Source organism: Cupriavidus alkaliphilus (assembly GCF_014191175.1).
In the GTDB taxonomy this organism is placed as follows: Bacteria; Pseudomonadota; Gammaproteobacteria; order Burkholderiales; family Burkholderiaceae; genus Cupriavidus; species Cupriavidus alkaliphilus.
Map to the genome: position 1 here is coordinate 365,741 of NZ_JACHWE010000004.1, position 20,742 is coordinate 386,482.

General features: G+C 69.2%; 16 protein-coding genes. 9 read left to right on the plus strand and 7 right to left on the minus strand.

The annotated features are described in order from the left end of the window. Window positions 1-209 precede the first annotated feature (209 nt). The 5 genes from hutG to FHX60_RS16570 all read right to left on the minus strand — a co-directional run bounded on the left by hutG (window position 210) and on the right by FHX60_RS16570 (window position 8,756). The gene (hutG, locus tag FHX60_RS16550) at window positions 210-1,202 is read right to left on the minus strand and encodes a formimidoylglutamase (protein WP_183283948.1); all 993 of its coding nucleotides are present in this window, start codon (window positions 1,200-1,202) and stop codon (window positions 210-212) included. Then, entirely contained in the window at window positions 1,199-2,518 is a 1,320-nt protein-coding gene (locus FHX60_RS16555) for an MFS transporter (RefSeq protein WP_183283949.1), read from the minus strand. The genes hutG and FHX60_RS16555 overlap by 4 nt, the downstream gene beginning before the upstream one ends. 193 nt (window positions 2,519-2,711) lie before the next feature. Beyond that, window positions 2,712-4,397, minus strand: coding sequence for a urocanate hydratase (hutU, locus tag FHX60_RS16560; RefSeq protein WP_183283950.1), 1,686 nt, complete (start codon window positions 4,395-4,397; stop codon window positions 2,712-2,714). 171 nt (window positions 4,398-4,568) lie between these two features. Continuing rightward, complete coding sequence (gene hutC / locus FHX60_RS16565; protein WP_181486957.1) at window positions 4,569-5,270, minus strand: histidine utilization transcriptional repressor HutC; 702 nt, start codon at window positions 5,268-5,270, stop codon at window positions 4,569-4,571. A gap of 102 nt (window positions 5,271-5,372) precedes the next feature. Then, window positions 5,373-8,756 (minus strand): diguanylate cyclase, encoded by a 3,384-nt coding sequence (locus tag FHX60_RS16570; RefSeq protein ID WP_183283951.1) that lies wholly within the window; start codon window positions 8,754-8,756, stop codon window positions 5,373-5,375. 351 nt (window positions 8,757-9,107) lie between these two features. On the opposite strand from FHX60_RS16570, the gene FHX60_RS16575 reads away from it, so the two are divergent. Together FHX60_RS16575 and FHX60_RS16580 are read left to right on the plus strand one after the other, a co-directional pair. Then, on the plus strand, window positions 9,108-9,506 hold the full coding sequence (locus tag FHX60_RS16575) for a nuclear transport factor 2 family protein (RefSeq protein WP_183283952.1): 399 nt from the start codon (window positions 9,108-9,110) through the stop codon (window positions 9,504-9,506). 98 nt (window positions 9,507-9,604) lie between these two features. Beyond that, on the plus strand, window positions 9,605-10,492 hold the full coding sequence (locus FHX60_RS16580; RefSeq protein ID WP_183283953.1) for a c-type cytochrome: 888 nt from the start codon (window positions 9,605-9,607) through the stop codon (window positions 10,490-10,492). On the opposite strand, the gene FHX60_RS16585 is transcribed toward FHX60_RS16580, so the two are convergent. Further along, complete coding sequence (locus tag FHX60_RS16585) at window positions 10,489-11,553, minus strand: acyltransferase family protein (protein ID WP_311729554.1); 1,065 nt, start codon at window positions 11,551-11,553, stop codon at window positions 10,489-10,491. The two genes, FHX60_RS16580 and FHX60_RS16585, sit on opposite strands and share 4 nt — an antisense overlap. Before the next feature lie 352 nt (window positions 11,554-11,905). On the opposite strand from FHX60_RS16585, the gene FHX60_RS16590 reads away from it, so the two are divergent. From FHX60_RS16590 to FHX60_RS16600, 3 genes are all read left to right on the plus strand, one after another. Further along, complete coding sequence (locus FHX60_RS16590) at window positions 11,906-12,370, plus strand: (2Fe-2S)-binding protein (RefSeq protein WP_183283954.1); 465 nt, start codon at window positions 11,906-11,908, stop codon at window positions 12,368-12,370. A 16-nt stretch (window positions 12,371-12,386) separates the two neighbouring features. Then, entirely contained in the window at window positions 12,387-14,645 is a 2,259-nt protein-coding gene (locus FHX60_RS16595) for a xanthine dehydrogenase family protein molybdopterin-binding subunit (protein ID WP_183283955.1), read from the plus strand. Between the two features lie 205 nt (window positions 14,646-14,850). After that, a complete protein-coding gene (locus FHX60_RS16600) occupies window positions 14,851-15,138 on the plus strand; it encodes a helix-turn-helix domain-containing protein (protein WP_092308394.1) in 288 nt (95 codons plus the stop codon). Window positions 15,139-15,204: 66 nt separating this feature from the next. Here the strand turns inward: FHX60_RS16600 and FHX60_RS16605 are convergent, their stop codons facing one another. Beyond that, window positions 15,205-15,636, minus strand: coding sequence for a hypothetical protein (locus FHX60_RS16605; protein ID WP_183283956.1), 432 nt, complete (start codon window positions 15,634-15,636; stop codon window positions 15,205-15,207). 426 nt (window positions 15,637-16,062) lie between these two features. Here FHX60_RS16605 and FHX60_RS16610 point away from each other — a divergent pair, with 426 nt between their 5' ends. From FHX60_RS16610 to groL, 4 genes are all read left to right on the plus strand, one after another. Then, window positions 16,063-17,022, plus strand: coding sequence for a hypothetical protein (locus FHX60_RS16610; protein ID WP_221210032.1), 960 nt, complete (start codon window positions 16,063-16,065; stop codon window positions 17,020-17,022). Window positions 17,023-17,177: 155 nt separating this feature from the next. Then, window positions 17,178-18,128 (plus strand): transcriptional regulator GcvA, encoded by a 951-nt coding sequence (gene gcvA, locus FHX60_RS16615; protein ID WP_183283957.1) that lies wholly within the window; start codon window positions 17,178-17,180, stop codon window positions 18,126-18,128. A gap of 533 nt (window positions 18,129-18,661) precedes the next feature. After that, the gene (gene groES / locus FHX60_RS16620; RefSeq protein WP_008644494.1) at window positions 18,662-18,952 is read left to right on the plus strand and encodes a co-chaperone GroES; all 291 of its coding nucleotides are present in this window, start codon (window positions 18,662-18,664) and stop codon (window positions 18,950-18,952) included. Between the two features lie 47 nt (window positions 18,953-18,999). After that, a complete protein-coding gene (gene groL / locus FHX60_RS16625) occupies window positions 19,000-20,643 on the plus strand; it encodes a chaperonin GroEL (protein ID WP_011298805.1) in 1,644 nt (547 codons plus the stop codon). Window positions 20,644-20,742 lie beyond the last annotated feature (99 nt).

Sequence of the window (20,742 nt, forward strand, 5' to 3'; positions counted from 1 at the left end):
GAGGGGGTGGGTTGCCGCTGGTTTGCGCCTCTCTGCCGCCGCTCGGGAGAGGGGCCGGAGTGGGGGCGGGAGGGGCGAAGACTGATGTCGGTGGGTGAAAACCGGAGGCGCTTTCTGCGGTGGTGCCTTGCTAGACCGCCCTCACCGCGGCCCTCTCCCCTGAGAGGGGAGAGGGAGCACACCGTCGGTGCGTTGGCGGTGGCGGGACTTCAGCCGCCCAGCAACCGGTAGCACAACCTTGCCGCCACCCGCGCGCCGCAGCCATCGCGGTCGTACCGCGGGTTGAACTCGGCAAGGTCCGCCACGCGCAGCTTGCCGCTGTCGCGCAGCAGCGTGGCGATGGCCTCGACCACCGCCAGCGGCACGCCGTACGCGGCCGGGGCCGAAACTCCGGGCATCACTGCGGCGGGCAGCACGTCGAGGTCGATGGTCAGGTAGACGTGGTCGGCATCGGCGACCCAGCGCTCCAGTTCGGCCAGGCGCGCGTCGAGGTGGCGCTCCTGCATGTCGGTGTCCTCGACATGGCGCACGCCCAGTGCGTGCGCGCGCGCGAACAGCGCTGCGGTGTTGGCCAGCCGGCTGACGCCAAGGCAGGCGTAGTCGAACGGCAGGCTGCGATGACGGCAGTCGGCGGCGATCTGGTCGAAGGGCGTGCCGGAGCTGCCGGGGCGGCTGCCGCGCAGGTCGAAGTGCGCGTCGAGATTGACGATCAGCACGCGGCCGCGGTCGCCGTGCGCGTCCAGGTGCATGCGCAGGCCTTGCCACGTGCCCCAGGCCACTTCATGCCCGCCGCCCAGCACCAGCGGCCAGGCGCCGACCGCCAGTTCGGCGGCGACGGCTTGCCCGAGCCGCTGCTGCGCGTGCTCCAGCGCATCGCCTTCGCAGTGGATGTCGCCGCCGTCGATCAGGCGGCCGATGCCATGCGCCGGCACGCCGGCCAGCGCGCGGCGAATCTCGCGCGGGGCGGCGGCGGCGCCGGGCCGGCCCTGGTTGCGCACCACGCCGGCGTCGCAGCAGAAGCCCAGCAGCACCGGCACGCCGGGCGTGCGCGGCGTGGCGGGGCCGGCGACGATATCGAACAGGCGCCGGGTGTCGCCGGCCTCGCCGGTATCGCGGCGGCCGCGCCAGACCGTCTCGTGGCCGGCGGGGGCCGTGGCTGCCGTGGGGTCGGGCGCCGGCGCGAACTCTGCCAGGTCGCTCATTTCAGCCGGCGCCCCAGGGTTTCGGGCACCATCAGCAGGCCGAGCAGCGATACCAGGCCGCAGCCGATCACGTAAAGCGCCGGGGCGTTGACGTCGCCGGTGACCTGGATCAGCTGGGTCGAGAAGTACTGCGCAAAGCCGCCGAAGATGGCGATGGCGACGCAATAGGCGATCGACAGGCCGGTGGCGCGCAGGCGCCTGGGCAGCACCTCGCTGACCAGCACCATCGACGCCGGCGCGGTCATCGACATCGGCACCGACAGGCACGCCACCACCACCAGCAGCCGCGCCAGCGAGGGCTCGGCATTGATCAGCACGAACGCCGGGTACACCATCGCCAGCAGCGCCACGCGCGACCACAGCACCACGGTCTTGCGGCCGACGCGGTCGGCCAGCCAGCCGGCGAACGGCGACAGCGCCACCTGCACCGCGGCGGCCACGCAGCCGGCCCAGATGCCCAGCGACAGCGGCATCTTCAGCACGCTGACGGCATAGTTGCTGAGGTAGTAGACGACGATATAGGTGGAAGAGGCCAGGCCGATCATCAGCAGGATGCTGGCAAAGACTTCGCGCGCATGCTGGCGCAGCAGCGGCCATTGCGCGGCGTGCTCGCCGTGGTGCGCGGGCGTGGCGGTCTCTTCCAGGCGGCGGCGGATCAGCAGGCCGACCGGGATCACCAGGATGCCGATCAGGAAGGCCAGGCGCCAGCCCCAGGATTCCAGCTCGGCCGGCGCCAGCAGATTGCTCAGCACCAGCCCCGTGACGGCGCCCAGCAGCGCCGCCAGGCCCTGGCTGAACGGCTGCCACGCGGTATAGAAGCCGCGCGTGCGGTCGTCGGCGTATTCCAGCAGCAGCGCGGTCGACGCGCCCATCTCGCCGCCGATGGCGAAGCCCTGCACCAGCCGCGCGATCACCACCATGACCGGCGCGAGGATGCCGATCTGCGCGTACGGCGGCGTCACCACGAAGATCAGCGAGCTCAGGCCCATCAGCCACAGCGTCAGTGCCACCGCCGGCTTGCGCCCGGCGCGGTCGGCGTACATGCCGATCAGCAGGCCGCCGAGCGGTCGCATCAGGAAGCCGACGCCGAAGGTGGCGAACGACATCAGCAGCTGGCCGGCGGGATTGTCGACGGGGAAGTACAGGCGGCCGATCAGCGTGGCAAAGAAGCTGTAGACCACGAAATCGTAGAACTCGAGGCCGTTGCCGATGGTGATGGCGGCAATGGCGCGCGTGCGCGACAGGGGTGGGGTATGGGCGCCGGCCCGGGCGCCGGCGACACCATCGTAGGTGGGCGCAGTGGTATCGGATGGCATGCGGTTGTCTCCTGTGAAATGCGTTGGTTTGCTCCCCTCTCCCGCTTGCGGGAGAGGGGCGGGGGAGAGGGCGGGCGTTCGCAATGACGACACGCCTTCCTCCGTGGACACGCCGGCCCTCTCCCCCGGCCCCTCTCCCACTGGCGTGGGAGAGGGGAGCAAACACGAGGTTCTAACTTGAACTGAACGCTGGTCAGTCGCGCAGCATCGGCAGGTCCAGGCCCTGCTCGCGCGCGCAGTCGACGGCGATCTGGTAGCCGGCGTCGGCATGGCGCATCACGCCGGTGGCGGGGTCGTTGTGCAGCACGCGGGCGATGCGCGCGGCGGCTTCATCGGTGCCGTCGCAGACGATCACCACGCCGGAATGCTGCGAGAAGCCCATGCCCACGCCGCCGCCGTGGTGCAGCGAGACCCAGGTGGCGCCGCTGGCGGTGTTCAGCAGCGCGTTCAGCAGCGGCCAGTCGGACACGGCGTCCGAGCCGTCCTGCATCGCTTCAGTCTCGCGGTTGGGGCTGGCGACCGAACCCGAGTCCAGGTGGTCGCGGCCGATCACCACCGGCGCCGACAGCTCGCCGCTGCGGACCATCTCGTTGAACGCCAGGCCCAGCCTGGCGCGCAGGCCCAGGCCGACCCAGCAGATCCGCGCCGGCAGGCCCTGGAAGCTGATGCGCTCGCGCGCCATGTCGAGCCAGCGGTGCAGGTGCTCGTCATCGGGGATCAGTTCCTTGACCTTGGCGTCGGTCTTGTAGATGTCCTGCGGATCGCCCGACAGCGCGGCCCAGCGGAACGGGCCGATGCCGCGGCAGAACAGCGGGCGGATATAGGCGGGCACGAAGCCGGGGAAGTCGAAGGCATTGGCCACGCCTTCTTCCTTGGCCATCTGGCGGATGTTGTTGCCGTAGTCGAAGGTCGGCACGCCCAGCTTCTGGAAGTCCAGCATGGCTTGCACATGCGCGGCCATCGAGGCCTTGGCGGCCTTCACCACCACGGCCGGCTCGCGCTGGGCGCGCTCGCGGTATTCGTCCCAGCTCCAGCCGGCAGGCAGGTAGCCGTTGAGCGGGTCGTGCGCGCTGGTCTGGTCGGTGACCATGTCGGGGCGCACGCCGCGGCGCACCAGTTCGGGCAGCACTTCGGCGGCGTTGGCGCACAGCGCGATCGAGATGGCCTTGCCCTGCGCGGTGTAGCGGTCGATGCGGGCGAGCGCGTCGTCCAGGTCAGTGGCCTGCTCGTCGACATAGCGGGTCTTGAGGCGGAAATCGATGCGGCTCTGCTGGCATTCGATGTTGAGCGAGCAGGCGCCGGCCAGGGTCGCGGCCAGCGGCTGCGCGCCGCCCATGCCGCCCAGGCCCGCGGTCAGCACCCAGCGGCCCTTCAGGTCGCCGTGGTAGTGCTGGCGGCCGGCTTCGACGAAGGTTTCATAGGTGCCCTGCACGATGCCCTGGCTGCCGATGTAGATCCAGCTGCCGGCGGTCATCTGGCCGTACATGGCCAGGCCCCTGGCGTCGAGTTCGTTGAAGTGCTCCCAATTGGCCCAGTGCGGCACCAGGTTGGAGTTGGCGATCAGCACGCGCGGGGCGTCGCGATGGGTCTGGAACACGCCGACCGGCTTGCCCGACTGGACCAGCAGGGTCTGGTCGTCTTCCAGGCGGGTCAGGGCCTCGACGATGCGGTCATAGCATTCCCAGTTGCGGGCGGCGCGGCCGATGCCGCCGTAGACCACCAGTTCCTTCGGGTTCTCCGCGACCTCGGGGTCGAGGTTGTTCATCAGCATGCGCAGCGGGGCTTCGGTCAGCCAGCTTTTGGCCGTCAGCTTGGTGCCGCGCGCGGCGCGGATTTCGGTGTCGCGGAAACGCGTGGGTTGGGTGGGGCTCTGGGTCACGGGAAACTCCTTCGGTCTGGCGGGTCTGGAACGCGCGCTTTGGTCAACGCATAGGCATGTATGTTCCTGTATATACAAGTACGTATGAATCGGGGTAATCCCGTAGGATGGCGGGCGCGATGCGCCGTTTTCGTTACAAAGGCGGGAAAGGTTCCGGTTTCGGCACCGGGCCTAGGACGTGAAGCGGCCTTCCAGGCGATGCAGCGACCCCGGGTGCACCAGCCGCACCGACGTCACCACGCGCCCGGCGGACCAGGTGCGGCGGCGGATCAGCAGGCATGGTTCGCCGCGTTCGATGGCGAGCAGCTCGCACTCTTCCGGCAGCGCCAGCACGGCCTCGACCACATGCTCACCCTCGGTCAGCGGGGCGATGCGCGACAGGTACTGGTAGGGGGTTTCGCTGCCGAAATCCTGCGCCAGGTAGTCCGGGGCGACCGCGGCATTGACATAGCGGTCTTCCAGCTGGATGGCCACGTCGTCCTCGTAGTGGACGATCACCGAATGGAACACCCGCGCCTCCAGCGCGACCTCCAGCGCCGCGGCCTGCGCCGGACCGGCGCGCTCGGCCGCGAGGCTGATCACGCGGGCGCGATGGCGATGCCCGCGCGCGGCGATGTCGTCGGCGATATTGTTGACCGCGTACAGCGCAGTGCGCCGCTTGGGCTCTGCGACGAAGGTGCCGACCCCCTGCAGCCGCACCAGCATGCCTTCGGAGGTCAGTTCGCGCAGCGCGCGGTGCACGGTCATGCGGCTGACGCCAAGCGCCTCGACCAGCTCGGTCTCGGACGGCACGCGGTGATGGGGCGGCCAGCTGCCGTCAGCAATCCGGCTGCTGATGTGCTGCTTGACGCGCGCATACAGCGGCGCCGGCATCGGGTCGGACACGAGCGACAACGGGTTCCCCTTGGTTTCGGCCAGGCGGCCATGCGACAGGCGCCGAATGTATCACGGCCGCTGCGCGGGCAGACCGGCCGGCTATGAGGCCTGCGCGTTGCGCTGCGCGTAGCCGGCCAGGAACACGTCCAGCGCCACCGGCCGCCCGATCGCATAGCCCTGCGCGTAATCCACGCCGATCGCGCGCAGCGCATCGAGGGTGCGTTCGTCCTCGACCCATTCCGCCACCGTGCGCACGCCCAGGCGGTGTCCGATGTCGTTGATCGAGCTGACGATCTCGCGGTCCACCGCGTTGTCGGCCAGCTGCCGGATAAAGCTGCCGTCGATCTTGAGGAAGTCCACCGGGAACTGCTTCAGGTAGGCGAACGACGACAGGCCCGAGCCGAAGTCGTCCAGCGACACGGTGCAGCCCGCGCGCCGCATCTCCGCCACCAGTCGGTTGGCCGCGGCCATGTTGTTGATCAGCGCGGTTTCGGTGATTTCCAGCCGGATGCGGCTGGCGGGCAGGGCGCTGGCTTCCAGTTCGGCGTGCAGGAACGGCAGCAGGAACGGCTCGCCCAGCGAGTTGGCCGACAGGTTGATCGATACGGAAAGCCCCGGCACCGCGCCCAGCCGTTCGCCGTAGCCGCGCAGCACGTTGCGGATGACCCAGCGGTCGACATGGCCCATCAGGTCGTAGCGCTCGGCGGCGGGAATGAAGGCGCCGGGCAGGATCAGCTCGCCGTGCTCGTCGACCATGCGCACCAGGATCTCGATATGGCGGTGGGCGCTGTCGTCCGCGTTCTGTTCCGGCTGCAGCGCGCGGATCTCCTGCGCGAACAGGCGGAAGCGGTTGGCCTCGAGCGCCGAGTGGATGCCGGCGGCCACTTCCAGCTCGCGGTGGTGGCGGCGCGCGTCGCTCTCGTCGCGGCGGTACACCGAGACCCGGCTGCGGCCCGCGGCCTTGGCCGCATAGCAGGCCACGTCGGCGCGGCTCATCAGTTCGCTGACCGGCGGCACGTCCAGGTCGATGGCGGCGATGCCGATGCTGGCGCCGATGTCGTACACGCGCCCTTCCCACGGGAAGCGGCGCCCGCGGATGGCGTCGATCACGCCCTGGCACACCTGCTCGGCCTGGTCGACGGTGCAGTCCTTGAGCAGCAGCGCGAACTCGTCGCCGCCCAGGCGCGCCAGCACGTCGTCCGGGCGCACATGGTTGCGGATCAGGTAGCCGAGCTCGCGCAGCAGCACGTCGCCGGCGCCGTGGCCGGCGGTGTCGTTGACGATCTTGAAGCGGTCCAGGTCGATAAAGCACAGCGCGGCGCGATGGCCGTGCAGCCGCGCCGCGTCGCACGACTCGCGCAGGCGCTTCTCGAACCAGGTGCGGTTGGGCAGGCCGGTCAGCGCATCGTGCATGGCCGAGCGCGCCAGCTCGCGCTGCAGCGCGCGCGCGGCGGTGATGTCCTGGAACACCAGCACCGCGCCCAGCACCTCGCCGCGCGCGGTCAGCACCGGCGCGGCCGAGTCCTGCACGTCGTGGCGCTCGCCGGTCAGGCTCTGCAGCACCGCGCCTTCCTGCAGGTAGGCCGGCGTCAGCGTGCGCAGGCAGGCCTCGACCGGGCTCGGGATGGGCTCGCCGGTGCTCTCGTCGACGATGCGGAAGACGCGTTCCAGCGGCAGGCCCGTGGCGGCGGCCATGGTCCAGCCGGTCAGCTGTTCCGCGATCGGGTTCATGAAGGTCACGTGCATGGTGGCGTCGGTGCAGATCACCGCATCGCCGATCGAGCGCAGCGTGATATGCAGGCGCTCCTTCTCCTCGAACAGCGCCTCGGTCAGGCGGCGCTGCTCGGTGGTGTCCCAGTTGGTGCCGACCAGCGCGTGGGCGGTGCCGTCGGCGCCGCGGGTCACCATCGCCATCGCGCGTACGTGGCGCACCTCGCCGCCGGGGCGCACGATGCGGTATTCGGTATCGAACGGCGATTCGCCCCGGATGGCGCGGCGCATCTCGGCGCGCACGCGGCTGACATCGTCGGGATGCAGCAGCGCGATCCATTGCTCCGACAGCGGCGCGCCGGCGGCCGGGTCGGTGCCGTGCAGCGCATGCATGCGCGCATCCCAGGTGATGCCGGCACTGGCAAGGTCCCATTCCCAGATGCCCACGCCGCCGGCCTCGACCGCAAGCTGGATGCGCCGCGACAGCCGTTCCAGCTCTTGCTGCGCCAGCTTGCGCGCGTGGATGTCTTCCACCTGCGTGATGAAGTGCTGCGGCTCGCCGGTCTGCTCGTCGCGCACCAGCGAAACTGCCAGCAGCACCCAGCGGTAGTGGCCGTCCTTGTGGCGGTAGCGCTTTTCCAGGCGATAGGCCTCGACCTTGCCGGACAACAGGTTGGCGACCTGGCGCAGGTCGCCGGTGAGGTCGTCGGGGTGGGTCAGCTGCTGGTAGCTCAGCTCGCGCAGTTCGGCCGCGCTGTAGCCCAGCAACTCGGTCATGGCGCGGTTGACGGTCTGCCAGCGCCCGTCCATGTCGACCAGCGCCATGCCGATGGCCGAATGTTCCATGGCCTGGCGAAAGCGCTTGTCGCTGCTGCGCAGGCTGGCGCGGCCGTGCCGGTTCTGCTCGGTCAGGTAGGCGATGCAGACCGGCAGCACCATGATCACCGCGGCCGACAGCGGCACCGCTTCATGGCGGTGCGACAGCAGCATCAGCGCCTGCAGGCACAGCGTGGCTACCAGCGCCAGTAGCGCGGTGGCAAACGGATTGCCGGCCAGCGCCAGCAGCACCAGCGGCAGCGACATCGCCGCGAACGGGTCGTGGCCCTGCCAGTGCGCGAAGGAGCCGATGGCCAGGCTCAGCGCCAGCGCGCCCGCCTGCGGCGCCAGCATCGGCCGCGCGGCGGCGGCGCGCACGCGTACCCCGGTCATCGACAGCATCAGCGGCAGCAGCAGCGCCATGCCCAGCGCGCTGGCCTGCCACCAGGTCCACCACACGGGCGCGAAGCGGCTGCCCTCGACCGCGGCGATGGCCGCCGCGCCGGCGGTGGCGCCCACCATCGGCGCCAGGATGCCGCCGACCGCCAGCATCACCGCGAACGCGGCCAGCGGGCCGTGGCGCCCGGTCACGCCATGCCGGTCCAGCAGGCGCAGCAGCAGCAGCGCGGACAGCATCTCCGCCAGGTTGGCGCCGGTCAGCATCAGCGCGGTGCCGACGCTGTCGCCGGCGCCGTGGTTGGCCAGCACGCTGGCCACCGCCATGCCGGCCAGCAGCCACGGTCCTTCCGCACGGGGCCGGTGCAGCAGCAGGCCCAGCCCGAACGCGTTGGGCAGCCACACCGAGGCCACGGTGCCGGGCAGCCGCGCCAGCCACAGCGCCGCCGCCGCCAGCACGAAATAGGCGGCGCCGGCCAGCAGCAAGGGCAGCCAGCGGCGCGGCGCGGCGGAAGGGGCTGGGGCAGCCGGAAGGCTCGGCGGGGCCGTGTCGGGCGTCATGGACGAGAACGAGGCAAAGGCGGTGCGATGCGGGTGGGAAGGAGGCGGCGTGACCGGCGCGCCCGGCGGCATGCCCCCGGAACGCCCGGACAGACTGCCGCCCAGCGTAGGGGCAATGTAGCGAGGATAAGCGCATGGCCATCGGCAGGACAGGGGGCAGGTTGGGGGGTTACTTGCCTCTGGTGTTGGGGGCGATTTTTTGGTAGGGGCGGCAAGCGCGGGGTCCGCGATGCCGGTATCCGCCTCGATAACCTCCCCGGTAATCGCGCCGCCGCGCCCCAGCGCCGATCATGCAGCCATGGCCTGACGCCAGGCCCCAGACCCTGACCACCCAAGCCCGAGGAGAAAGCCATGTCCGCTGCCACCCAGTCCCCCCACGCTGAACACGCCACCACCCTTGCCGACCGCTACCTCGCGGCCTGGAACGAGACCGATGCCGCGCGCCGGCGCGAGCTGATCGCGGCGGCGTGGACGGAAACGGCGAGCTATGTGGATCCGCTGATGCGGGGCGACGGTCATGCCGGCATCGACGCGATGATCGCCGCGGTGCAGGCGAAGTTTCCCGGTTTCCGCTTCACGCGCGTCAGCCCGGTCGATGCCCACGGCGAACACCTGCGCTTTAGCTGGGAGCTCGGCCCCGCCGGCGAAGCGGCGCTGGTGGTCGGCACCGACTTTGCCACCGTGTCGGCCGATGGCCGGCTGGCGCGCATGACGGGCTTTATCGACCGGGCCCCGGCCGGGCTTGCCTGAGCGCCGCGCGCGCTGCCCTGTGTGGCCTTTCCCACCGACAGCCCCCCGGCCCCTGGCGGCAAGCTGCGGCATCCAGTGCGGCGGACAGGGGGCGGCAAATGGCGCGGGTTCTGCGGAGGGCGGCATGGGTGCTCGCCGGCACGGCTGCAGTCGTGGCCGCGGCGGCGTTCGCCGCGGCGTGGGTGGGCGAGCGCAAGGCGCAGCGCGTGGTGGAGATCCAGGTCGCTCCCGTCGCCATCCGCGAGGATCCCGCCGCCATCGCGCATGGCAAGTACCTGTATGAATCGCGCGGCTGCATGGAATGCCATGGCGCCGGCGGGGGCGGCAAGCAGGTGATCGACGACCCCGGCGGCCTGCGCGTGCGCGCGCCGGACCTGACCCCCGCCAATCCGGACATCGCGGCCTACCAGCCGGTGGACTGGGTGCGCAGCATCCGCCATGGCGTGGCGCCGTCGCACCGCCCCCTGCTGGTGATGCCCAGCGAAGACTACAACCGGCTGAGCGATGAGGATCTCGGCGCCCTGATCGGCTACCTGCGCACCCTCCCGGCCGCGATGGGCGCGCCGGCCGAGATCACCATGCCGTGGCTGGTGCGGGCCCTGTACGGCGTGGGCGTGGTGCAGGATGCAGCGTCCAAGATCGACCACAGCCTGCCGGCGCAGCAGGCGATGGTGCCGGAGCCGACGCCCCGGTATGGCGCCTACGTGGCCAATGTCTGCCTGGGATGCCACGGGCCGGCGTTTCGCGGCGGCAAGATCCCGGGGGCGCCGCCCGACTGGCCGCCGGCCGCGGACCTGCGCCCGGGGCCGGGCGGCGCGATGGCGCACTATGGCCAGCCCGCGGCGTTCATCGAGATGATGCGCAGCGGCAAGCGGCCCGACGGCACCGCGCTCAGCCGGGTGATGCCGTTCGATTCCTTCGGGCGCATGAACGATACCGAGCTGACCGCGCTGTACCTGTTCCTGGCCGGCTTGCCGCAACGCTAGCCGCGTGCCAGCCTGCGCCCGGCGGCGATGCCGGGCAGTTCGACCCAGCGGTGCAGCAGCCAGGCCAGCGCCAGTGCCAGGCCGGCATCGATGGCAAAGCGCAGCAGCTGCATGGCAGTCTGGTCCGGGCTCAGCTCGGGCATCAGGCGCTTGACCGCCTCGATCACGGTGGGGTGGGTCAGATAGAGGGCGTAGGACAGTTCGCCCAGCCAGATCAGCGCGCGCGGCACGCGCAGCATGCCGGTGTGCTCGGCCGCGACCACGCCGGCCACCAGCAGCGCGGCGGGCAAGCCGCGCCCCGCCAGGCTGAAATCCGGACCGACCAGCGGCAGCGACAGCGCGAACGCCGCGCTGCCGACGGCCAGCAACGCCAGCGCCAGTGCCGGGGTCAGCCAGTGCCGCCAGCGCGCATAGGCCCAGGCCAGCCCGCAGCCCAGCAGGAACTCCAGCACCAGCGGATTGCTGACCATGGCCAGCCATGGCGCCGCGAACGGATAGCCCTGCGCGGGATCGGCCACCAGCATGCCGAAGCGCCACCACGGCAGCACCAGCGTGAACAGCGCGAACACCCCCAGCACCACCAGCAGCGCGCGCCGCCCGGCCAGCAGCAGCCCCAGCGCAAACACCGCGTAGAACGCCAGCTCGTAGTTAAGCGACCAGCCCACGTACAGCGCCGGATAGCCGTAGTAGGGCGCATGGCTGGTGGCAGTCGGCAGGAACGCCAGCGACGCGGCGAACAGCGCCGGCGTGACCGGGTTGAGCAGCAGTGCATGGAGCGCCGACATGGTCCAGTACGGCGGTGCCAGCCGGCAGAGGCGCCGGATCATGAAGCTGAGCGGGCGCTCCGGACGCGGCCGGGCCAGCACCGCGACCCAGGCGATGATGAAGCCGCTGATGACGAAGAACACGTCCACGCCGACATGGCCGCGTTTGATGACGTTGTGGGTCAGCCAGTTCAGCACCGGCGCGTTGGCGCCGCCCAGCGTGAGCCCGGAGTGATAGACCACCACCAGCGCCGCTGCCAGCCCGCGCAGGGCCTGGATGCTGTCGAGCCGCGCCACCTGCGGTGGCTGTGCCGCGCGGGCGCGGGCCGTGGGCGGGGCGGTGATGCCGGGCGCGCCGGCGGCGTCAGGGGATGGGGCCGGGGCCGTGCGGGCCGCGGCAAATGGATTATCTGGAATAGTCGACGGCACTGTTTCAGTAGAGGGAACCGGATCGATTCGAATCGCAAGGCAATCCATGAGGGACAGCCGTCGCTTGCACAAAGTTCGTGCAACCTGCGCTGACGGGCAGGGTAGTGCGCAAAGCGCCCGGCAAAGTGGCGCAAATTGCACTATCCTCACTTGTCCGTTGCGCCGGGCTGCGGCGCACAGGCAATGACCAGCGGGCAACGTACCCAAGGAGTGTCCCCCCATGACCACCCTCTCCATCAACGTCAACGGCAAGACCCGTGAAGTCGACGTGGACCCGTCCACGCCGCTGCTGTGGGCGCTGCGCGACAACCTTTCAATGACCGGCACCAAGTTCGGCTGCGGCATGGCCGCGTGCGGTGCCTGCACGGTCCACGTCAACGGCCAGGCCACGCGCAGTTGCGTGACGCCGGCCTCCTCCGTCGCCGGTGCGCGCATCACCACCATCGAAGGCATCGGCACCGACCGCGTCGGGCGCGCCGTGATGGACGCCTGGCTCAAGCACGATGTCGCCCAGTGCGGCTACTGCCAGAACGGCCAGGTCATGAGCGCCGTCGGCCTGCTGCGCAGCAAGCCGCGGCCCACCGACGCCGAGATCGACCAGGCCATGGCCGGCAACCTGTGCCGCTGCGGCACGTACCAGCGCATCCGCGCGGCGATCAAAGACGCCGCCCGTGCGCTGGCCTGAGCGGGAGCGAACCGATATGCGTATCCGAGGCATCGAAGCCCTGGCCGGCGGCCAGGCAGGCAACAGCGGCGAAGCACGTGCCGACGCCGGCGTGGCGACGCTGGACCGCCGCGGTTTCTTGAAGCTGACCGGCCTGGCCGGCGGCGGACTGGCGCTGGGCGTGGCACCGCTGGCGCAGGCGCAGGAAGGCGGCAAGCCCAAGGCGCCGCCGGCGGCGCCGCAGGCGTTCCTGATCATCGCGCCGGACAACACCGTGACCGTGGCCGTGAACCGGCTCGAATTCGGCCAGGGCGTGCATACCGCGCTGCCGATGGCGCTGGCCGAAGAGCTGGATGCCGACTGGCGCAACGTGCGCGCGGCGCTGGCCCCGGCGGGCGATCCGTACAAGGACCCCGGCTTCGGCATGCAGATGACCGGCGGCTCCACCGCGCTGAACCACTCGTTCCAGCAGTACCGCGAACTGGGCGCGCGCGCGCGCGCGATGCTGGTCGCGGCCGCGGCGCAGCGCTGGAAGGTCGACCCGGCCAGCTGCAAGGTCGAGCAGGGTGTCGTCACCTCCGGCAGCCAGCGCGCCACCTTCGGCGAACTGGCGCCGGCGGCGATGGAGCTGCCGGTGCCGCAGCAGGTCACGCTGAAGGACCCGGCGCAGTTCCGCATCGTCGGCAAGCCCACGCCGCGGCTGGATGCGCGCGGCAAGATGGAAGCGACCACGCCGTTCGGCATCGACACGCAGATCAAGGGCATGGTGGTGGCCGTGGTCGCGCGCCCGCCGCGCTTTGGCGGCAAGGTGAAAAACTTCAGCGCCGACAAGGCCCGCGCGGTACCGGGCGTGCGCGGCGTGCTGCAGGTGCCGGTCGACCGCGGCGGCAGCGGCGTGGCCGTGATCGCCAGCGGCTACTGGCCCGCCAAGATGGGCCGCGATGCGCTCGAGGTCCAGTGGGAGGATGCCGGCTCGAAAGTATCGTCGCAGGCCTTGTTCGATGAATACGCGAAGCTGGCCGGCCAGCCTGGCACGGTCGCGCGCGCCGGCGAGGGCGATATCGCCGCGGCGATCCAGCGCGCGCCGCGCAAGATCGAGGCCGACTTCCGCTTCCCGTACCTGGCGCACGCGCCGATGGAGCCGCTGAACTGCACGCTGCAACCCGAGGTGGCCGGCGGCAAGGTGCAGTCGGTCAAGGTCTGGGTGGGCTCGCAGTTCCAGACCGTCGACCAGGCCGCGGTGGCCCGCACGCTCGGGCTGGCGCCGGACAAGGTGGTGCTCAACACCATGATGGCCGGCGGCGGCTTCGGCCGGCGCGCGGTGCCGACCTCCGACTACATCGTCGAAGCGGCCAACGTGCTCAAGGCCTGGGTCGCCGCGGGCCACACCGAGCCGCTCAAGGTGGTGTGGAGCCGCGAGGACGATATCCGCGGCGGCTACTACCGCCCGCTGCACCTGCACCGCGCCCGCGTCGGCCTGGACGCGCAGGGCAAGGTGGTGGGCTGGCAGCACACCATCGTCGGCCAGTCGATCCTGAAGGGCACGCCGTTCGAGCCGTTCATGGTCAAGAACGGCGTCGACGCCACCATGACCGAGGGCATTGTCGAGAACGACTACGACCTGCCGCTGCAGATGTCGGTGCACCACCCGCAGGTGGACGTGCCGGTGCTGTGGTGGCGCTCGGTCGGCAATACGCACACCGCCTTCGTCAAGGAAACGCTGGCCGACGAGATGGCCGCCGCCGCGAAGCAGGATCCGGTGGCATTCCGCCTGGCGCGGCTCGACGAGAAGAAGCACGCGCGCCATCGCGCCGCGCTGCAACTGGCGGTGGACAAGTCGGGCTACGGCAAGCGCAAGCTGCCCAAGGGGCATGCCTGGGGCGTGGCGGTGCATGAGTCGTTCAGCACCGTGGTGGCCTATGTGGTCGACGTCTCGCTGGTGAAGGGCGAGCCGCGCGTGCACCGCGTCACCGCCGGCGTGCATGCCAACCGCGTGGTCAACCCGTTGTCGGCCGAGGCCCAGATCCAGGGCGCCTGCGTGTTCGGGCTGGCCATGACCCGCCCGGGGTTTGCCATCGAGATCGAGAACGGCGCGGTGAAGAACAGCAACTTCCCGGACTATCCGCCGCCGCGCATCACCGACGCGCCGGTGGTGGACGTGTTCTTCGTGCCGTCGCAGGACAACCCCACCGGGCTGGGCGAACCCGGCGTGCCGCCGATCGCCCCGGCGGTGGCCAATGCGCTGTTCACGCTGACCGGCAAGCGCCAGCGGCAATTGCCGTTTGTGATGGCCTGAGCGCGGCCGGGCGGCACTGGCGCTGTTGTAATCGCGCCAGTGTCCGCCCGGCCGTGGCAGCACCCTATTGCCTTTGCGGGGCGAGCCGCGTAGAACGGGGAAAACCGCGCGCGCCAGACTGCGCGGCAAGAAATGACCCCCGCATCGCCCCCGACGCCGCGTATCGCCCGGCCCGGGAGCCGTGCCCGGAGACCGAGGTGTGATCATGGAGACCCAGGAAAGTACGCTGACGCTGGCGCTGATGACCGAGCCCGCGCGCATCCGCATCTGCCGCGCGCTGCTTGAGGCAGGCGAGGCCGGGCTGCCGGCCACCGACCTGGCGCAGGTGGCGCGACTGAGCCTGGGGCGTGCCGGCCATGTGTTCTCGGAGCTGGTGCAGGCCGACGTGCTGGCGCTGTCGATCCAGGAGCGGCGGGTCTGCTACGTGCTGAAGGCGCGGCGCGCCGTCACCGAAGCGCTGGGCTATATCGACGCCAGCGGACTGGCCGACTGACACGGCAAAACGGGCCCCGCGGGGCCCGTTTGCATTGGCGCGGCGGTGTGCGCCGCGACCGCTGCGTCACTGCTTGGGCGCGGCCATGTCCTGGCGGGCCGCTGCATCCGCTGCCTTGTTCTCTACCTTGCGTTCCTGTCTGGCAGCGCCGACTTCGTCCTTGTACTCGCCCTTGGCGGCCTTTTTCTTCGCCTTGTATTCGGCGGCGGCCTCGCGGCGTGCCTCGCGGCGCTCGACCAGCGGGTCCTTCGGCGGCTGGATCTGGGTCACGCCGGGTGTGGTGCCCTGGCCGGCGGGGCTGGCCGCGGCGGCCGGCACGGCAGGCGTTGCCGGGGTTGCGGGCGTTGCCGGCATGCCCTGCGCGGCGGGTGTGGCTGGCGTGGCGGGGGTGGCGGGCGTGGCGGTCTGTGCAATGGCCGCGGCGCAGCTGAGGCCTGCCAGGCCTGCCGCAATCACGCTGGCGATTCGGGTATGGCGAGCGGGTTGTTTGGGATCCATGGAATACCTCCAGGGTTAGGGTCGGAAGCGCCGGCCCGGTCAGGCCCGACGCGACGGTTGCCGCACATGCCTGTCGGGGCAGGCCAAGCGGCGACAAGGCCAGTCTAGGCAGTGGCCTGGGTTGGCGCTGTCGGGCTGGCGCCGATGAGACGCCCGAATTGCTCCTACAAGCGCGCCGCCGTGCCGCCTGAACCCGGCCAACGGTGAGGGCCGCACCCCGCCTGGCCGCTTCGGCACGGCATACCCCTTTCAAGATTCTTTAATTCGGCGCCAATAAGATTCACTTCTGCCGGCGCAGCACCTTTGCCACCATGGCCCCCACGAAAGCGTGACGCCGCGGTCCCCCAGCCTGGACCAGCTGCCGATGACGCTGTTGTCACGATGTTGACGTAGCGTGCGATGGCACAGGAGCGGAAGAGGGAAACGATGCGAACGCAAGGCCCCCTGGTGTTCATGCTGCTGGCCGGCCTTGCGGCCGCGCCGATGCCCGCCCTGGCCCAGGCGGAGCCGGCGTTTCGCGTGGTGGGCTCCAATGTGCAGAAGCAGTCCAATGCGGTGCTGACGCTGATGTCGTTCGCGGTGGTGCCGGACCTGGCTTCCAGCTCGCTTTCCATCAGCAGTGCCAGTACCGACAACCCGGACCTGACCCTGTGGCAGCTCGGCGGCGGCTTCACGCTGAGCCAGTCGTTCCCGCTCTATCTGGAAGGGTCTATCGCCTACAACCGCTACGACCCCGCCTTTGTCGCCACCAACGGCCAGGAGTCCCGCAGGCTGCCGGCCAAGTGGAATACGTTTGCCGGCACGGTTGGCATCGGCTGGGATTTTCCGCTGATCCCCAGCAAGGAGCTGGTGTTCCGTCCCATCTTCAACGCATCGATCGGCCGCGTCGCCAGCGACCTGTCCATCGCCCGGTTCGCGGTCGAGCACAAGACCGAGCGCGACATCGCCTTCCTCGACGACGGCGCAATGAATGCGTATGGCCTGGGCGGATCGGTGATGCTCGACTGGGAAAGCCACCGCGACAACCGCGATATCGACGTCGAGCTGCGCTATACCAATATCTACCTGCGCAGCTTCGGCACCTCGTCGGGCGTGGAGGCTTCGTCCGCCGCGCAGACCGCCAGCCTGTACGCGCGCTGGCGCGCGCCTACCGGGCTGCGCGCGCTCGACCGGCCGGTGCGCTACGTGCTGGAGCTGTCGCACTCGCATTACCTCGGCAGCCAGGCCGGGGCGCTGGGGTTCAACTACCTCACCACGCTGGGCACCGGGCTGGAACTCGACACCAGCGCCCACGAAGTGTTCGTGACCCGGATTCGGGCGGTGGTGCGGTACGTCTTCGGGAACAACGTGTCCGGGGTGTCGTTCGGGCTTGCCGCGAGCTTCTAGCGTACCCGGTCTGAAAGAAAATCTGTCTGTCCGGGCCGCGCCGCAAGCGGCAACGATGCGCGAAATGCAGCGATAAGAAGGCGGGAAATTCGCCCGAAGCAGCGCGGCCAGGCCCGTGCTACGCTTCCGGCGAGATCAAGCAAAACTTTCCCGCCATGAAGTCGCCCGTCTATCTGAATGCCCTTCGCGCCTTTGAAGCCAGCGCCCGGCATCAGAGCTTTTCGGCCGCCGCCGCCGAACTGAACGTGACGCCCGCCGCGATCGGCCAGCTTGTGCGCAGCCTGGAAGACTGGCTCGGCACGCCGCTGTTCCATCGCCAGGCCAAGGGCCGCGCGCGCCTGCTTCTCACCGAAGTCGCGGAGCGGGCGCTGCCCGACATCCGCGCGGGCCTGGACCGGCTTGCCGTCGGCCTGGACCGGTTGAAGGAAGGCTCGGCCAACGGCATCCTGACAGTGACCACCAGCCCTGCCTTCGCCGCCAAATGGCTGCTGCCGCGCATCGAACGCTTCCAGGCGCGGTGGCCGGATACCGACGTGCGCCTGGACACCAACCTCAAGCCCCTGGATTTCGCCACGCATGGCATTGATATCGGCGTGCGTTATGGCGCAGGGCAATGGCCTGACGTTGCGGCGCAGAAGCTGATGGATGAGCAGATCTATCCGGTCTGCTCGCCGGAATATGCCCGCGGCAAACGGGTTCGCAAGCCTGCCGATCTCGCCGGCGTCACGCTGATCCATGACCTCTCGGTCCCGAGTCACGCCGGCTTTGCCTCCTGGAGTGCTTGGCTCGGTGCGGCCGGCGTCGAGGGCGTCGAAGTCAAACGCGGCATGCGGATCAATAACTCGGCGGCGGTCTTGCAGGCGGCGATCGATGGCCATGGCGTCGCACTGGGCCGCAGCGTGATGGCGCGGGACGATCTGGTGTCTGGCCGGCTGGTGCGGCTTTTTCCGGATATCGAATGCCTGTCCGCGCTGGCCTATTACGTCGTCTATCGCCCGGAGTGTGCAGGCCTGCCGAGACTGGTGGCGTTTCGCGACTGGCTGTTCGAGGAAGTGGCGCATGCAAATTCCGCACACGCTTCGCAGTCCGCGAGGCCAATGGCGTAGCCGTGCAGGGCTTAGTTGTTCGGGCTGGTGGACATGACAGTCGAACGCAAGGAGGTGGACCACGGAGCGGACACGCGGTAGCAGCCCGAGCAGGTTCTTAAGCTCGTCCCCTCCAGCACCCACTTCGCCAACCCCGATCCCTCGTCGACCATTCCTTCTGCAACAGAACAGGTGTCGCGACCACATACAGCATGAAGCCGATGCAGGAACGGTGACGGGCTCTGTTCTGTCGACCTTTGGGGTCTTCCGCGGCGGATGTGCCTGCCGGGAAGTGCTGCGAACACCACCGGCTCGATAACGCAGTGCCGCTGCGTTCGTCGGTGGAATCCCAAGGCATGACGCAGCGTTCCCCCGGCCCCGGGAAAACCCGCATCCGGAGCCTGTCTTGAAATGCCCCCACCCCGTCCCTATAATTAGCACTCGTCAGGGGGGAGTGCTAACAACCCCTGCGACACCTGAACATTTCTGACGGCCGTCGCCTCGGTAGCCGGCCGATTTGTGATCAAAAACTCACTTTGTATCTAGGAGTCCGTATGAATCTGCGTCCTCTGCACGACCGCGTGATCGTGAAGCGTCTGGACAACGAAACCAAGACCGCGTCCGGTATCGTGATTCCCGACAACGCTGCCGAGAAGCCCGATCAAGGCGAAGTGCTGGCAATCGGTCCCGGCAAGAAGGATGACAAGGGCAACAACATTGCCCTGGACGTCAAGGTCGGCGATCGCGTGCTGTTCGGCAAGTATGCCGGCCAGGGCGTGAAGGTGGATGGCCAGGAACTGCTGGTCATGCGCGAAGAAGACATCATGGCCGTGGTCAACAAGTAATCCGTTACTTGTAGCCCCACCCGTACAGATTTCAGGAGATTCAGAACATGGCAGCAAAAGACGTAGTGTTCGGCGACGCCGCACGTGCCAAGATGGTCGAAGGCGTGAACATCCTCGCCAACGCAGTCAAGGTGACCCTGGGCCCGAAGGGCCGCAACGTGGTGCTGGAGCGCAGCTTCGGCGGCCCGACCGTGACCAAGGACGGCGTGTCCGTGGCCAAGGAAATCGAGCTGAAGGACAAGCTGCAGAACATGGGCGCCCAGATGGTCAAGGAAGTGGCTTCCAAGACCAGCGACAACGCCGGTGACGGTACCACCACCGCAACCGTGCTGGCCCAGTCGATCGTGCGCGAAGGCATGAAGTTCGTTGCCGCCGGCATGAACCCGATGGACCTGAAGCGCGGCATCGACAAGGCTGTCGCCGCCGCCGTGGAAGAGCTGAAGAAGGTCAGCAAGCCCACCACCACCAGCAAGGAAATCGCCCAGGTTGGCGCGATCTCGGCCAACAGCGACACCTCGATCGGCGAGCGCATCGCCGAAGCCATGGACAAGGTCGGCAAGGAAGGCGTGATCACCGTCGAAGACGGCAAGTCGCTGGCCGACGAGCTGGAAGTCGTGGAAGGCATGCAGTTCGACCGCGGCTACCTGTCGCCGTACTTCATCAACAACCCGGAAAAGCAGGTTGTCCAGCTGGACAGCCCGTTCGTGCTGCTGTTCGACAAGAAGGTTTCGAACATCCGCGACCTGCTGCCGGTGCTGGAGCAAGTGGCCAAGGCCGGCCGCCCGCTGCTGATCATCGCTGAAGACGTCGAGGGCGAAGCCCTGGCGACCCTGGTGGTCAACAACATCCGTGGCATCCTGAAGACCGCCGCCGTCAAGGCTCCGGGCTTCGGCGACCGCCGCAAGGCCATGCTGGAAGACATCGCCATCCTGACCGGCGGCACCGTCATCGCTGAAGAAATCGGCCTGACGCTGGAAAAGGCCACCCTGAACGACCTGGGCCAGGCCAAGCGCATCGAGATCGGCAAGGAAAACACCATCATCATCGATGGCGCCGGCGACGCAGCTGCGATCGAAGGCCGCGTCAAGCAGATCCGCGCCCAGATCGAAGAAGCGACCTCGGACTACGACCGTGAAAAGCTGCAAGAGCGCGTGGCCAAGCTGGCCGGCGGTGTTGCCGTGATCAAGGTTGGCGCTGCCACCGAAGTCGAAATGAAGGAAAAGAAGGCCCGCGTGGAAGACGCCCTGCACGCCACCCGCGCTGCGGTGGAAGAAGGCATCGTCCCCGGCGGCGGTGTGGCCCTGCTGCGTGCTCGCGCTGCGATCTCGGCACTGACCGGTGAAAACCCGGACCAGAACGCCGGTATCAAGATCGTGCTGCGCGCCATGGAAGAGCCGCTGCGCCAGATCGTGCTGAACGCCGGTGAAGAAGCTTCGGTGGTCGTTGCCAAGGTGATCGAAGGCAAGGGCAACTACGGCTACAACGCCGCTTCGGGCGAGTACGGCGACCTGGTCGAAATGGGCGTGCTGGACCCGACCAAGGTCACCCGCACCGCACTGCAGAACGCCGCTTCGGTGGCTTCGCTGATGCTGACCACCGACTGCGCCGTGGCCGAAACGCCGAAGGAAGAGTCGGCTCCGGCAATGCCGGGCGGCATGGGCGGCATGGGCGGCATGGAAGGCATGATGTAATCCATCCCGGCCCACTGCCCGCAAGGGCAGGCTGCGATAAAAAACCCCCGCGGACGCGAGTCCGCGGGGGTTTTTCTTTGGATGGCCGGCGCGGTCGTG